General features: G+C 64.2%; 14 protein-coding genes and 1 tRNA gene. 5 read left to right on the top strand and 10 right to left on the bottom strand.

The features are described from left to right. Window positions 1-65 precede the first annotated feature (65 nt). Together ED21_RS04245 and ED21_RS04240 are read left to right on the top strand one after the other, a co-directional pair. Window positions 66-746 carry a hypothetical protein gene (locus ED21_RS04245; protein ID WP_034921402.1) on the top strand — a complete coding sequence of 227 codons (681 nt, stop codon included), beginning with the start codon at window positions 66-68 and terminating at the stop codon, window positions 744-746. Next, on the top strand, window positions 743-1,366 hold the full coding sequence (locus ED21_RS04240) for a MarC family protein (RefSeq protein WP_006832602.1): 624 nt from the start codon (window positions 743-745) through the stop codon (window positions 1,364-1,366). Before ED21_RS04245 ends, ED21_RS04240 begins: the two co-directional genes overlap by 4 nt. Before the next feature lie 66 nt (window positions 1,367-1,432). Here the strand turns inward: ED21_RS04240 and ED21_RS04235 are convergent, their stop codons facing one another. Together ED21_RS04235 and ED21_RS04230 are read right to left on the bottom strand one after the other, a co-directional pair. Beyond that, window positions 1,433-2,050, bottom strand: coding sequence for an LON peptidase substrate-binding domain-containing protein (locus ED21_RS04235; RefSeq protein ID WP_006832601.1), 618 nt, complete (start codon window positions 2,048-2,050; stop codon window positions 1,433-1,435). Next, a complete protein-coding gene (locus ED21_RS04230) occupies window positions 2,047-2,976 on the bottom strand; it encodes a tetratricopeptide repeat protein (protein WP_006832600.1) in 930 nt (309 codons plus the stop codon). The genes ED21_RS04235 and ED21_RS04230 overlap by 4 nt, the downstream gene beginning before the upstream one ends. A gap of 195 nt (window positions 2,977-3,171) precedes the next feature. Here ED21_RS04230 and ED21_RS04225 point away from each other — a divergent pair. Both ED21_RS04225 and ED21_RS04220 read left to right on the top strand, forming a co-directional pair. Continuing rightward, window positions 3,172-3,246, top strand: a tRNA-Gly gene (locus tag ED21_RS04225). A 118-nt stretch (window positions 3,247-3,364) separates the two neighbouring features. Next, window positions 3,365-5,542, top strand: a complete 2,178-nt coding sequence (locus ED21_RS04220; protein WP_006832599.1) for a TonB-dependent receptor — start codon at window positions 3,365-3,367, stop codon at window positions 5,540-5,542. A 37-nt stretch (window positions 5,543-5,579) separates the two neighbouring features. On the opposite strand, the gene ED21_RS04215 is transcribed toward ED21_RS04220, so the two are convergent. The 8 genes from ED21_RS04215 to ED21_RS04180 all read right to left on the bottom strand — a co-directional run bounded on the left by ED21_RS04215 (window position 5,580) and on the right by ED21_RS04180 (window position 12,829). Further along, window positions 5,580-6,755: a trans-acting enoyl reductase family protein gene (locus tag ED21_RS04215; RefSeq protein WP_006832598.1), complete on the bottom strand. Its 1,176-nt coding sequence runs from the start codon at window positions 6,753-6,755 to the stop codon at window positions 5,580-5,582. Between the two features lie 82 nt (window positions 6,756-6,837). After that, window positions 6,838-7,392 carry a dCTP deaminase gene (dcd, locus tag ED21_RS04210; protein WP_006832597.1) on the bottom strand — a complete coding sequence of 185 codons (555 nt, stop codon included), beginning with the start codon at window positions 7,390-7,392 and terminating at the stop codon, window positions 6,838-6,840. A gap of 66 nt (window positions 7,393-7,458) precedes the next feature. Beyond that, complete coding sequence (locus ED21_RS04205; protein WP_006832596.1) at window positions 7,459-8,085, bottom strand: hypothetical protein; 627 nt, start codon at window positions 8,083-8,085, stop codon at window positions 7,459-7,461. 225 nt (window positions 8,086-8,310) lie between these two features. Next, entirely contained in the window at window positions 8,311-8,937 is a 627-nt protein-coding gene (locus tag ED21_RS04200) for a 1-acyl-sn-glycerol-3-phosphate acyltransferase (protein WP_006832594.1), read from the bottom strand. Between the two features lie 58 nt (window positions 8,938-8,995). After that, complete coding sequence (locus tag ED21_RS04195) at window positions 8,996-9,664, bottom strand: hypothetical protein (protein WP_006832593.1); 669 nt, start codon at window positions 9,662-9,664, stop codon at window positions 8,996-8,998. A 75-nt stretch (window positions 9,665-9,739) separates the two neighbouring features. Then, on the bottom strand, window positions 9,740-11,350 hold the full coding sequence (locus tag ED21_RS04190) for a carboxyl transferase domain-containing protein (RefSeq protein WP_006832592.1): 1,611 nt from the start codon (window positions 11,348-11,350) through the stop codon (window positions 9,740-9,742). 10 nt (window positions 11,351-11,360) lie between these two features. Continuing rightward, on the bottom strand, window positions 11,361-11,666 hold the full coding sequence (locus ED21_RS04185; RefSeq protein WP_006832591.1) for an alkylphosphonate utilization protein: 306 nt from the start codon (window positions 11,664-11,666) through the stop codon (window positions 11,361-11,363). After that, the gene (locus ED21_RS04180) at window positions 11,663-12,829 is read right to left on the bottom strand and encodes an isovaleryl-CoA dehydrogenase (RefSeq protein ID WP_006832590.1); all 1,167 of its coding nucleotides are present in this window, start codon (window positions 12,827-12,829) and stop codon (window positions 11,663-11,665) included. Before ED21_RS04180 ends, ED21_RS04185 begins: the two co-directional genes overlap by 4 nt. Window positions 12,830-12,982: 153 nt before the next feature. On the opposite strand from ED21_RS04180, the gene ED21_RS04175 reads away from it, so the two are divergent. Beyond that, window positions 12,983-14,506, top strand: a complete 1,524-nt coding sequence (locus ED21_RS04175) for a sensor histidine kinase (protein WP_006832589.1) — start codon at window positions 12,983-12,985, stop codon at window positions 14,504-14,506. The last annotated feature ends 41 nt before the right edge of the window (window positions 14,507-14,547 follow it).

The following is a 14,547-nucleotide window of genomic DNA, read 5'->3' as shown; positions in this document are numbered from 1 at the left end:
TGACGTGCGGCGCTCGAAACAAAGTACAGGGCTTCGACACGCCCAGCCCGAAGGGGGAGCGAACGATGCGAACTACTGCTGCAATCATGCTGGCGATTGCCAGCCTGGCCACCGCAGCCTGCACCAGCACGGGGCCGCGCACGCCCTATGGTCGCTTCATGGAAGCGCGCGCCAACCCGGGCAAGGTGGTGGCGACCGAACTCGCCTTCGCCCGCGCGGCACAGGAAGACGGGCAGTGGACGGCGTTTGCGGAATTTGCGGCCGACGGCGGGCTCCTGTTCGGGCGTAACGGCGCGATCGAGGCCAAGCCCTGGCTCAAAGCGCAGGAGAACCCGCCCGCCGCGGTCCAGTGGGAACCGCACCGTGTCTGGTCGAGCTGCGACGGCTCGCTCGCGGTGACGCAGGGCGCCTTCGTCGATCCCGAAGGCACGGTGGGCACGTTCAACACCGTGTGGCAACGCCAGGCCGATGGCGAATACCGCTGGGTCTTCGACTTCGGCTATCCGCAGGCTGAAGCGCCCGCAAAACCGGAAATGATCGCGACCCGCGTGGCGGATTGCGACGAGCGCCTTGCCGCGCCTTCCGTGGAGCCGGGTGCCAGCGTCGCCACCTCGCGCGATGGCACGCTGGCCTGGAGCTTCCACTTCGTGGGCGAGGGCGAGCGGCGCTACGATGTCTGGCTGGCCGGTGACGAGGGCTGGGAACAGGTGGTGGACGTGAACCTGCCGGCGAACCGCAGCGAATGACCCAGCTTTTCCTGTCCGCCTTCATCACGCTCTTCGTGGTGATCGACCCGCCCGGCTGCGCACCGATCTACGCAGGCCTGACCAAGGGCGCGACCACGGCGCTGCGCCGCAACATGGCGATCCGCGCAACCTTGATCGCGGGCGTGATCCTGCTGATCTTCGCGCTGTTCGGCGAGCAATTGCTGGGCGCCCTCCATATCGACCTCGACAGTTTCCGTATCGCGGGCGGGCTGATGCTGTTCTGGATCGCCTTCGAAATGGTCTTCGAAAAGCGCACCCAGCGCCGCGAGGAACGCGCGGAAAAGGTGGCCGCCACGCCCGAAGTGGAAGACGTGTCGATCTTCCCCATGGCGATCCCCATGCTCGCCGGGCCCGGTGCCATCGCGGCGATCATGCTGTTGATGAACGAGGCGCAGGACCTTACGCAAACCGTCACGGTTCTCGGCGCGCTGGCCTCGGTGCTGATCATCACCATGCTGGCGTTGATGGCGGCCGGCCCGATCATGCGGCTGTTCGGCGACAAGGTGGAAGCGGCCATCACCCGCGTGCTCGGCGTGCTGCTCGCCGCACTTGCGGCGCAATATGTGATCGACGGGCTGAGAGGTTCGTTCAACCTCTGAACCAGCGTCGTCCCGGCCTCCGAGCCTAGAACCCGCTTGTTCTTACCGTTAGCGAAGAGAAAGGCTTTACTGCAAGGTGACGATCTCGTCGCCGTCGTCGCGCAGAGCGAAGAACTGCATCAGCTGGATCATGAGTTCGCAGCGCTGCGATAGCGTGTCCGCTTCGAGCAGCGCCTGCTTGGCCGCACTGTCGAAGGGGGCGATCTGGGCAACGCCGTTGATCAGCGTTTCATCGTCCAGCCGCTCGACCGAATCCCAGTCGACCGAATAGCCCTGCATCGCGGCGAAGCGCTTGGCTTCGAATTCGAAACCGGCGCGCTCGACGCTGGCGAGGACTTCACCTTCCGGATCTTCGATCAGTTCGGCTTCGACCTGCCGGAAGGAGGTGGTGACGTCGAGTTCGCGGGAAATGCGAAAGCGCGCCTCGCCTTCCAGCACGATATTGTAGCGCCCGTCCTCCAGCGCCTCGACATCGCCGATCCGCCCGAGGCAGCCGATCGCATAGAGCGGCGAGCCATCGGAGCTGCGCTGCGGCTGGACCATGCCGATCAGGCGGTCCTTGGCGAGCGCACTGCCGACGAGGTCGCGATAGCGCGGCTCGAAAATGTGCAGCGGCAGTTGCAGGCCGGGGAACAGGATCGCGCCGGGCAGGGGGAAGATCGAGAGGCGGACGGTTTTGCTCATCCGAAAAGAAGTTTGGACAATCGGCGGCGGGTTGTCACCACCCATGGGTCTTCGAGGCCCACCGCGTTGAAGATATCGATCAGCTTGGCGCGCGCGGCGCCCTCGTTCCACTCGCGGTCGGCTTCGACCATGGCGAGCAGTTCGTCGGCAGCGGCGTCGCGGTCACCTGCGGCAAAGGCGGCTTCGGCATAGGCGAGGCGCGTGTCCATGTCGGCGGGATCGGCGGCGGCCTTTTCGCGCAGGGCGCTAAGTTCGCCGTCGTCGACTCTGTTGCCTGCCAGTTCGAGCGCGGCCTTGGCGTTCTCGATCAGCGTGTCGCCCGCAAGTGCGGGGTTGGCTTCCACGGCGGCGAGGACTGCCTTGGCCTCCTCCACCTGGTCGGCCTGCGTCAGCGCGCGGATGAGGCCCGCGTGCGCGGCGGCGTTGTCGGGTGCCATCTCGGTGACCTGCGCGAAGATACCCGCAGCACGGGCAGCGTCGCCTTCGGCCAGGACCTGCTCGCCCGTGGCCACGAACTGGTCGACCTGCTCGGCGGCCTGCGCCTGCGCCTGCGCACCGCCAGTGTCACCACCTTCGATCGGCAGCTGGACGAGGATCTGGTCGAGCACTTCCTTCAGCTGCGATTCGCTGCGCGCGCTGGTGAGGTCGGCCACGGGCTGGCCTTGGAACATGGCGTAGACGGTCGGGATCGACTGGACCTGGAACTGCGCGGCGATGAACTGTTCCTTGTCGACATCGACCTTGACCAGCGCCACGCCCTTATCGGCGTATTCGCCCGCGACCTTCTCCAGCATCGGGGCCAGCGCCTTGCACGGCCCGCACCACTCGGCGAAGAAATCGAGGATGACGAGCTTCGTCATCGACGGTTCGACGACGTCCTTCTTGAACTTGTCGACCGCCTTCTGCTCGTCGATGCTCAAACTCATGCTCGCCACGTAAACCGCCTTTCCTTGGATGTAACTCTCGGGCGCCCATGTGGGTTTCGCCCGGCGAATGTGAAGGGGCCTAGGCGCGGAAACGCGGCGGGTCAAAAAAGTGCATTTTTTCGCTTGCGAGACTCAAAAGCCGTTGCTAGTTGCGCGCCTCCCCACCGGGCCACACGGTTCGGCGAGCGTCAGTGAGCGGGCGTAGCTCAGGGGTAGAGCACAACCTTGCCAAGGTTGGGGTCGGGCGTTCGAATCGCCTCGCCCGCTCCATTTCTCCCATATGAGAACGACAGATGCATGGTCCCGGCGGCCATGCCATTCGTCGTGTGTATCTGCTATTTGTCGCGAAAAGGCTTGCGGCTGCGCAGCGCGTTCCTATTAGGGCGTTATGTTGTATCAGACCGCATCGCGTCGCCGCAGTTTTGCCGCCTCCCTTTCGCTTGTCGCGCTCTCCTATGCGGCTCCTGCCGTGGCGCAGGATGGCGCGCAGGAAATCGAAGTGGAAGGCGATCTGCCCGAAGACGATTTCCATAACCGCCGCATCGCCGCCGACGGCACGATCATCGTCAGCGCCGAAGGGCTGCGCCAGTTCGACCTTCTCGCGGGCACCAGCGTCGTCGAGGGCGAGCAGCTCGACCAGAATATGGACGGCCAGCTCGGCGAAGTGCTCGCGAACCTGCCGGGCGTCACCGCGACCGGCTTTACCCCGGGCGCCTCGCGTCCGATCCTGCGCGGCTTCTCCGGCGAGCGCGTCAAGGTGCTGGTCGATGGCATCGGGGCAATCGACGCATCCAACACCTCGGCCGACCACGCCGTGTCGATCGATCCGCTGACGGCGGAAAGCATCGAGGTCCTGCGCGGTCCTGCCGTACTCCTCTACGGCAGCCAGGCGATCGGCGGTGCGGTCAATGTCATCGACAAGCGCATCCCGCGCCGCATCCCGAACGAGGATTTCCATGTCGATGCGCTGGTGCGCGCCGATACCGTTGCCGATTTGCGCGAAGGCGGGGCCTCGTTCGACATCCCGGTCGGTGGCGGCTTCGTCCTCCATGCCGACGGGATGTACCGCACCACCGACGATCTCGAAGTGCCCGCCTACGTTCTCTCACAGGATCTGCGCGCCGACCTTCTTGCCGATGCCGCCGAGGAAGAGGCCGAGGGCGAGTTCGAGGAAGCCGAGGAGCTGCGCGAGGCGGCCATCGCGCAAGGCTCGGTCTTCAACACCTCCACCGAAACCTGGGCGGCCAATGGCGGTTTCGCCTTCTTCCGCGGCGATTCCGGCCTCGGCGTCTCGGTCGGCGTTTACGACACCTTCTACGGCGTTCCCATCCTCCCCGGCGCGCATCACCATGAGGAAGGCGAAGAAGGCGGTGAGGAACTCGAAGAGGATGGCCCCGAGACCGTCAGCATCGGCCTGCGCCAGTACCGCGCCGACATGCGCGGCGACATTGCTCTGGGCGATGGCTTCATCCGGCGCCTCAAGCTGCGCGCCGGCTATTCCGACTATACCCACACCGAATTCGAAGGCGAGGAAGTGGGCACCGTGTTCGATGTCGAGGGCATCGAGGCGCGCGCCGAATTCCTGCAGGACCCGGACTCGGTGCTGCGCGGCGCGACCGGTGTGCAGCTCTACCTGCGCGATTTCGCGGCGGAGGGTGCCGAAGCCTATGTCCCGCCAAACACCACCGAACAGCTCTCCTTCTTCACGCTGCAGGAATACGGCAATGGCCCGCTGCAGGTCGAAGGCGCGCTGCGTTACGAAATGACCGATGTGGGCTCGGCCCCGCTCGGGATCGAGCGCGATTTCGACGCCGTGTCGGGTGCCGTGGGCCTCTCCTATGGCGTTACGGACACCTTCCGCACCGGCGTGAACCTGTCACGCGTGGCGCGCGCGCCCAGCGCGGAGGAGCTGTTCTCCGAAGGTCCGCATATCGCGACCCAGCAATTCGAGATCGGCGATCCCGACCTCGCGCTGGAGAGAGCTTGGGGCGTCGAGGTCTTCGCTCGCGGCAGCCTCGGGCCGGTGGACCTGTCGGTCGCCGCCTATTGCCAGTGGTTCGACGATTACGTCTATCTCAGCGAGACGGGCGAGGAAGAGGACGAGCTTCCCGTCTTCGTCTACCTGCAGCAGGACGCGACCTATACCGGGATCGAGGGCCAGCTGGCCTGGACCTTTGTCGACACCCCCGGCTTCGACCTGACCGCTGATCTGCGCGGCTCCTATGTCGACGCCGATCTGGACAATGGCTTCAACGTGCCGCGCATCCCGCCGCTCAGCCTGCTGGGCGCGCTGGAAGCGGATGTGGGCAATTTCACGGTTCGTGGCGAGGTCGAATGGTTCGATGACCAGAACGATGTCGCCCCGTTCGAGACCGCGACCGAAGGCTTCACCTTCGTCAACGCCTCGGCGATCTGGCGTCCGCTCGAGAGCGATCCGACGCTGGCGGTCATCCTCAAGGCGGAGAATCTTTTCGACCAGGAAGGCCGCCGCCATTCCAGCTTCACAAAAGACTTCGTGCCGCTTCCGGGACGCAACTTCAGCGTCGCTGTCCGGATGAGCATGTAAGCTAAGGGGAGGCGGAGCCAGAGAGCACCCCCTTTTCCTATTCCTCGACTTCGAAGGTCAGGTGCGCATGGTCGCGCAGCCGCTCGACCAGCGCTTCGCCGAGGAAGGAGCCGGGCGTGCCCACACCGCCTTCCGCATCGCTTTCGAGCAAGGCCATGCCGGTTTCGCCGATCATGCGGCTTGTCGATCCGTAGCCGGGGTCGAACTTGCCCTTCACCGCGTATTTGATCTGCTTGCCGTCGGGCCATTCGCCGAGGAAAAGCACGTCGTAAAAGCCGTTCTCGCGCTCTTCCCTGGTCGGGCCTTCGCCCGGCTTGGGCGGCTTCGCTCCGAAGGGGTTCTTCATCAGCTCGACCGCCGCGTTGGCCGCGGCCTTGCCCGCATCGCCGGGACTGGTCAGCACCATCTCGTCATAGCGGAAGTCCTCGCCATAGGGATGGCCGCCCAGGAAATTGGTGCGGTGGACGTTCTTGGTGTTGATCGGCGCCATGACGAACGGGGCGGCCCATTTGCCGGTCTCGTCCTCGTAGCGCGGGACCATCCCCGAAGGCTGGTCCGGCCCTTCGAAGCCGGGCGTGAGCGCGAAAGGATCGCGCAGCTGGGCGATGATCTTCGGGTTCTTCATCGCCGCCTTCATCGTCGCGCCAAGGCTGGCGGCGGTCCCGCCCGAGAAAGTCCCCTGCATCTTGCGCACGCGGCCCTTCACGCGCGGGGCAGGCGAACCATGGAGCGCTTTGGCCTCCTTCTCCAGCATCAGCACACCGAGATCGAAGGGGATCGAATCGAAACCCGAGGAGAAGCAGATACGCGCGCCGCTCTTTTTCGCGGCCTCGTGATGCTGTTCGATCTTCTCGGCCATCCACGCCGGTTCGCCGCACAGATCGGCATAATCGGTGCCGGTCTTAACGCAGGCTTCGACCAGCGCGTCGCCGTAAAGCTGGTAGGGCCCAACGGTGGTCAGCACGACCTTTGTGCGCTTGCACATGGCTTCGAGGCTGGCCGGATCCTCGGCATCGGCCACGATCATCGGGGTGGTCGAAGGCGCGCCGATTTCCTCGCGCACAGCGGCGAGCTTGTCCTCGCTGCGCCCGGCCATGGCCCATTTCGGCCCGTCATCGCTTTTGCCGTATTCGCGCACGAAATGCTCGGCGACGAGGCGGCCGGTGTATCCAGTCGCGCCGTAGATGATGATGTCGAATTCTTTGTCGGCCATGCACGCTCTCCCAAAGGTGAGTGGGAGATGTGCGCGCAAGGACGCGGAGAGTCAAAGACGCTGCGTCACCGCAGCCTCGTAATCAGAGGCGCGGCAGTGTGACCCCGCGCTGGCCCATGTATTTGCCCGCGCGGTCGGCGTAGCTCGTCTCGCAGCGTTCGTTGCCCTGCAGGAAGAGGAACTGGCACGCGCCTTCGTTGGCGTAGATCTTGGCCGGCAGCGGCGTGGTGTTCGAAAATTCGAGCGTGACATGGCCTTCCCAGCCCGGCTCCAGCGGTGTGACGTTCACGATGATGCCGCAGCGCGCGTAGGTGCTCTTGCCGAGGCAGATCACCAGCACATCTTCCGGCACACGGAAGTATTCGACCGTGCGGGCCAGCGCGAAGCTGTTCGGCGGGATCACGCAGACATCGGTCTGGCGGTCGACGAAACTGGTAGCGGCGAAATCCTTGGGGTCGACTACCGCGTTGTCGACATTGGTGAAGATCTTGAATTCGTCCGCCACGCGCGCGTCATAGCCATAGGACGACAGGCCATAGCTGATGGTCCCGTCGCGCCGTTGGCTTTCGACGAAGGGTTCGATCATGCCGCGCTCGGTAGCTGCGGAGCGGATCCATTTGTCGGAGAGAATCGCCATGCCCCGCAGGATCGAACAAGCGGGCGCGCGCGGCAAGCGGGAGGGGCATTTAATCCCCTTTTCTCGTCAAACGCCCTGAAGCTGGCTGCTCCCCCCCGCGCCGCCATCTTTTGCATCGAGCCCGTCGAAGATCGCATCGACGATATGCGCGAGCTTGTCTTCGGACAGGCGCTCCCCGATCATCGCGATGAGGTAAGGCTGAATGTAGCACAGCACCATCTGGTTGATAACCGAACGGGCGAAGTCCACGTCCATCCCGGTAAGGTGGCCGTCCGCCTGCGCCTCGGCGATCAGCTCGCACAGATAGTGATCGCCAAGATCGATATAGCTCTGCGCGTATTCGAAATAACGTTCGCCCATCTCGACATAAAGGCGGAAAGTCGCCGGATCCTCCTCGAAGTTCTGGCGCAGCAGCACGAAGCGGCGGGCAAAGAATTCATACATCTTGCGGCGGGGCGGCAGGCCGCTGGCCATCACCTCGTCCATCACCGCGATCTTGGGCGCGAACCATTCGGCGGTAATCGCCTCGAGCAGGTCGCTTTCTTCGGGGAACACCGCCTCGATCCGTGCGCGAGCGATCTTGAATTCGGCCGCGAGCCGGGTCCGGGTCACTTCCTCGCCGGTCCGTTCCATAAGCGCCATCGCCTCGCGGGCGAAGCGGCTGCGCATTTGATCGATGTCCTTTTCGCTCACCCGTCCCGCTCCGCCGGCCGCTGGCTTTCTTCCATTTTAGCTTATCAGGGGGATGGTGAAACCCCCGCAGGTTCGAAATTCAGAGCCAACTGGTGAAAGCCATCAGCGCCATGCCCGCGCTCGAGAAACTGTCGATGAAGGAGACATCATCGATCCGGACCGAGATGGCCCAGAGCAGAAGGACCACCGCAAGCAGCATTCCTGCGTTGACCAGCAGCTATTCGATCATGCCTGCTTCCCTCCTGTTACGAGCCTATCGGCCTGAGCCCCCAGCACGCGGTAGCGATCGTAATTCGGGCGCTTCGACAGGAGGTAATCCGAGATCTTCTTGAGGTCGCGGCCATAATCGCCGCTTGGCCAGATGGGCTCGCTGAAACCGAGTACACGGCGCTTCCAGCTCACCCACGCGACTACTACCGGCACCTCGGCCGCCTGGGCGATATGGTAGAAACCGCTCTTCCACTCGCCATTCGAGCTGCGCGAGCCCTCTGCCGCAATCACCAGAGCCAGACGATCGGCCTTGGCGAAGGCTTCGGCGACCTGATCGACATAATTGGCGCGCCTTGTCCGGTCGACCGGCACGCCGCCCATGTCGAACAAGAAGTTCTTCATCCAGCCTTTGAACAGCGTGTGCTTGCCTATGAAGCCGGGCTCCACGCCTTCTTCGGCGGTGGCGCCAGTGAAGAACACGAAATCCCAGTTGGAAGTGTGCGGCGCGCCCGCAATCACGAATTTATCGAGCCGCGGCATAGGCGATTCGATGCGCCAGCCCTGCAGCTTGTAGATCCACCAGATGATACGCCGCACAATACGGCTCAGCAGCGATGGCTTGCGGTTGTCCGGTCTTGGCATTCTCTCTCCTCCCGTCCGGGTAGCAGGTCCGGACGGGAAAGCGAGGGGATAGGCGAGTTTAGACCCGGTCGCGTTCGTTCAGCGTGGGGTCCGCCGCGGGGCGCACCGGCGCGCCTTCCGCGCGATCATCGACACCGTCATGGTCGGCATCGACGTGGGTGTCGGCGCTATCAGGCAAGCTATCGCCGTCACGGTCGGCGATGTCGCTGGTCATTTCGCCGAACAGCGCTTCGTAGTGATTGATTGCGCGGCGCAGTTCCTCGGTGGTCGCCTCGCTCGATCGGTCGGCGATCTCGTGGCCGGTGAGGTAGTGTCTGGCGACGTCGCCATGGTCAACGGTCAGGTCGGCGTGGCGCTTCTCGAAATCGGCCACGGGATAGCCGCGAGTGTTCATGATGTCGGTAAGCAGGCGGTCGGCCTTGGCGACGGCTTCGACAGGGCTGTCGACGAAAAGGGCCTTGGTGTCTTTCCAGTCGGCGGCGTAGCGGTCTTGCTCGTCGCGGGTCAGCGGACGGATGTCGAGCTTCTTCACCCGCTCCTCACGCTCGACAAGGTCGGCTTCGGCATCGCGGCGGCCGCCGCGCGCATCGACTGTGCGGTCGTATTCGTCGCCGAACTTGTCGCGCAATTCCTGCGTGTGTTTGCGCTGGACGAACAGCCAAGCAAGCAGCGCGCCGACAACGACGACGATGAGCACGATGGCGAAGGTGACTTCTTGGCCTTCCACGGGAATTCTCCTCAGCCCGGTCCAACCCCACGGTATATTTTGGCAATGGTTGGAGAAGGTTGGAAGTTCCCCGAACTACATCCGGAACACGCCGAATTGCGGCTTTTCAGGGATTGGCGCTTCGAGCGTTGCAGCGAAAGCGAGACCCAGCACATCGCGGGTCTGGGCGGGGTCGATGACGCCGTCGTCCCACAGGCGGGCGGTGGCGTAATAGGGATTGCCCTCGTCCTCGTATTTCTGGCGGATCGGGGCCTTGAATTCCTCAGCTTGTTCCTCGGACCATGAGTCGGCATCGCGATGGACCGTGGCGAGAACGCTGGCGGCCTGCTCGCCGCCCATCACCGAAATGCGCGCATTGGGCCAGGTGAAGAGGAAGCGCGGGGAATAGGCTCGGCCACACATGCCGTAATTGCCCGCCCCGAAGCTGCCGCCGATGACCACAGTGACCTTGGGCACGGTGGCAGTGGCGACCGCCGTCACCAGTTTCGCGCCATGCTTGGCGATGCCTTCCGCCTCGTATTTCCCGCCGACCATGAAGCCGGAGATGTTCTGGAGGAACAGCAGCGGGATCCGGCGCTGGCAGGCGAGTTCGATGAAATGCGCGCCCTTTTGCGCGCTTTCGGAAAACAGCACGCCATTGTTGGCGAGGATTGCCACCGGCATGCCCCAGATGTGCGCGAAACCGCAGACCAGCGTGCTGCCGTATTGGGCCTTGAATTCGTGGAACTCGGACCCGTCGACCAAACGCGCGATAATTTCCTTCACATCGTAAGGCGCGCGGACATCTTCGGGCACGATCGCGTACAAATCGTCGGCGTCGAACTTGGGGCTTCGCGGTTCAGCCAATTGTACGCCCGTTGCGGCGGCGTAATTGTCGCCAAGGTGGCTGACGATATCGCGCACGATGGTGAGCGCGTGCTCGTCGTTCTCGGCAAGGTGATCGACCACGCCCGATTTCTTGGCGTGGAGGTCGCCGCCGCCAAGGTCCTCGGCGCTGATTTCTTCGCCCGTTGCGGCTTTCACCAGCGGCGGTCCAGCAAGGAAGATGGTGCCCTGGTTGCGCACGATGACCGTCTCGTCCGACATGGCGGGCACATAGGCCCCGCCCGCGGTACAACTGCCCATCACGCAAGCAATCTGCGGGATGCCAGCTGCGCTCATGTTGGCCTGGTTGAAGAAGATGCGCCCGAAATGGTCGCGGTCGGGGAAGACCTCGGCCTGATGCGGGAGGTTCGCCCCGCCGCTGTCGACCAGATAGATGCACGGCAGGCGGTTCTCAGCGGCGATTTCCTGCGCGCGAAGGTGCTTCTTCACCGTCATCGGATAGTAGGTGCCGCCCTTAACGGTGGCGTCATTGCACACGATCATGACCTGACGACCCGACACGCGACCGATCCCGGCTATCATCCCTGCACCGTTGATCTCGTCCTTGCCATACATACCATTGGCGGCAAGCTGGCCGATCTCGAGGAACGGGCTGCCCGGATCCAGCAACCGCTCCACCCGTTCACGGGGCAAGAGCTTGCCCCGCCCGACATGCCGATCCCGGCTGCCTTCCGAGCCGCCGAGTGCAGCTGCGGCCACCGTCGAACGGAGGTCTGCAGCAAGCGACTTATTATGCTCAAAACGCGCCTTGGCGTCAGGCGCCTCACGGTCGAGCGTGGATGTGAGAACGGGTGCGGTCATGGGTCGGGCCTCAGCGCTTTTTCACGAATTCGGCACGTAGGACGAGGCCCTTGATGCCGGGATATTTGCATTCGATTTCTTGGGCGTCGCCGGTCAGCCGGATCGATTTGATCAGGGTGCCCTGCTTGAGCGTCTGGCCTGCGCCCTTGACCTCAAGGTCCTTGATCAGCGTGACCTGGTCGCCATCCTCCAGCAGGTTGCCGACGGCATCGCGCACCTCGACGCGCTCTGCCGCCGCCTGCTTTTCTGCCAGCTCGGGTGCAGGCAACCATTCACCGCTTTCCTCGTCGTAGACGTAGTCTTCGTCATTGCTCATCCGGCAGCGCCGATCAGTTCGCGCCCGATCAGCATACGCCTGATCTCGTTCGTGCCTGCACCGATGTCGAGCAGCTTGGCGTCGCGCATGTAGCGCTCCACCGGCCAGTCGAGCGTGTAGCCTGCGCCGCCCAGCGCCTGGACGCTTTCAGCGGCCACGCGGAAGGCGTTTTCGCTCGCCAAAAGGATCGCGCCGGCTGCGTCGAAACGGGTGGTCTTGTTCGCATCGCAGCTCTTCGCCACCGCATAGGTGTAGGCGCGGGCCGATTGCAGCGCGACATACATGTCGGCGACCTTGGCCTGCATTAGCTGAAAGGATCCGATGAACTTGCCGAACTGCTTGCGCTCGCGAAGGTAGGGGATGACCGTGTCGAGACACGCCTGCATGACGCCGAGCTGGAGGCCGGCGAGCACCACGCGCTCGTAATCGAGGCCGCTCATCAGCACGCCGACGCCGCCGTTCTCGGGGCCCATCACGTTCTCTTCCGGCACGAAGCAATCGTCGAATACCAGCTCGGCCGTGGGCGAGCCGCGCATGCCGACCTTCTCGATCTTCTGGCCGATGGAAAAGCCGTCGAAATCCTTCTCGATCAGGAAGGTGGTGATGCCGCGGCTGGCCGCTTCGGGTGCGGTTTTCGCATAGACCACCAGCGTATCGGCATAGGGCGCGTTGGTGATCCAGAACTTGGTGCCGTTGAGGATGTATCCGCCATCGACTTTCTCGGCCTTGGCCTTCATCGAGACGACGTCCGAGCCGGCGCCCGCCTCGCTCATGGCAAGGCTGCCGACGTGTTCGCCGCTGATGAGCTTGGGCAGGTATTTCGCCTTCTGCGCCTCGTTGCCCCACCGCGCGATCTGGTTGACGCAGAGGTTGGAATGCGCGCCGTAGCTGAGGCCTACCGAAGCGCTAGCGCGACTGACTTCCTCGACGGCAATAACGTGTTCGAGATAACCTAGGCCGAGGCCGCTATCCTCTTCCGCAACGGTGATGCCGTGCAGGCCCAGCTCGCCCATGGCGGGCCACAGATCGCGCGGGAACCAGTCCTCGCGATCGACCTTCTCGGCCAGCGGCTGGATCTGTTCGTCGGCGAAGCGGCCGACGCTCTCACGGATCATCTCGGCACTTTCGCCAAGCTGGAAATCGAAATCGGGTGTCGCGCGCATGCTCTCTCCTTAAGGGGCTTCGCGAAAATTCGTATGCGGAGCCGCCCGTAGCCGAGGCTTGCGCGCGGGGCAAACGCGATGGTGCCGCTTTGCGCGGGGAAAGCGCAAAGCCTTTGTCGCGATGGACAAAATCGATTAGGGGTTTCGCCGGGCATGTATCAGAAAAATTCCATCCCTTGGCCGGAGGGCAAAGCGCCGGACGCCGCGCTGTGCAGCGAGGACAATCGTCTCTCGGTGCTCGCCGCCTATGGCGCCGCCTCGCTTTCGGAAGACCCCGAACTGACTCAGGTCGCGGAATTCACCGCAAAGCTGTTCGGCGCACCGATGGCGATGGTCTCGATCGTGGAGAAGGACCGGCAGGCGTTTCTCGCGCGCACCGGCATCGAGGCCGATGGCACGCCCCGCAATGTAAGCTTCTGCGCCCACGCCATGCTCGGAGCGGAGCCGATGGTGATCCCCGATGCGACGCAGGATCCGCGCTTTGCCGAGAACGCGCTGGTCACCGGCTCTCCCCATGTCCGATTCTACGCAGGCTATCCCCTCGTTTCGACCGAGGGCGCTCCGCTGGGCGCGCTGTGTGTGATCGATACCGAGCCGCGCGAGGGGCTGACCGAACTCGAGCGCGACGGACTTGCCGTGCTCGCCAAATCGGTGATGCGCCGCCTGTCGCAGGCCCGCCTCGGCGAAAGCGCCACCCGCGCCGTCGAGGAGCGCGAGCGCGACCTGCGCCGCATGATCGACAGCGTGCCCGGCATCGCCTGGCGGGGCGACGAGCAGGGCAACTTCACCTATATCAACGCCCGCTGGGCCGAAGTGACAGGCCTTCAAGCCCCGCAGAAGACCGCAGATTGGGAGGCCGCGATCCATCCCGAAGACTGGGAGGGCGCGGTGGCCAAGTTCGGCAGGGCGCTGGACGAGGGCACATATTTCGAGGACGAGTGGCGCATCCGCCGCGCGGACGGCAGCTATCGCTGGGTCCAGTCGCGTGCCGTGCCGACCAAGGTGGGCGATCAGGCGACTCACTGGTTCGGCACGGTCGTGGATATCGACAAGACCCACCGCCTGTCGGAATCGCGTGACCTCCTGGCCCGCGAACTGTCGCACCGGATCAAGAACATCTTCGCGGTCGTATCCGGCCTGATCGCGATCCGTGCCCGCGGGCGCGAAGAGGTCGCGGATTTCGCCATGGAGCTGAGCGAAACGATCCGCGCGCTGGGCGCCGCACACGACTATGTCCGCCCCCATGAAGGCAAGCGCGGGGAAACGCTTTCTGGCCTGCTTGACGACCTGCTCGCCCCTTACGACAAGCAGGGCGGCGGGCGGTTTGAGATTTCCGGCCCGGGCGTGCCAATCGGCGAACGCGCCGCCACCCCGCTGGCCCTCATCTTCCACGAACTGGCAACCAACGCGGCGAAATACGGCGCGCTGTCCTGCGCCGAGGGCAAGGTCGTCGTCTCGGTCGAGGACGAATGCGAGGGCGAGGGAACGGTTTGCATCACTTGGGAAGAGCGCGCCGTCGCCTGCGGCGTCGACAGCAACAGCGAGCGCGAGGGCTTCGGTTCGCGCCTGCTGCGCCTAGCCGTGGAAAGCCAGCTCGGCGGTTCGTTCGAGCGGAGTTTCTCCGATGACGGTCTCGACGTCCGGATCGTCTTCCCGCGCAAGAACATCGTCGGCTGAGCGCATCCGCGGGGCAGGGGTCGCCATCGCGATACAGCCTC

It is taken from the genome of Erythrobacter sp. SD-21, assembly GCF_000181515.1.
Lineage (GTDB): Bacteria > Pseudomonadota > Alphaproteobacteria > Sphingomonadales > Sphingomonadaceae > Qipengyuania.
Note: the sequence above shows the minus strand (reverse complement) of the source record. Positions and strands in the feature narration are given on the sequence as shown.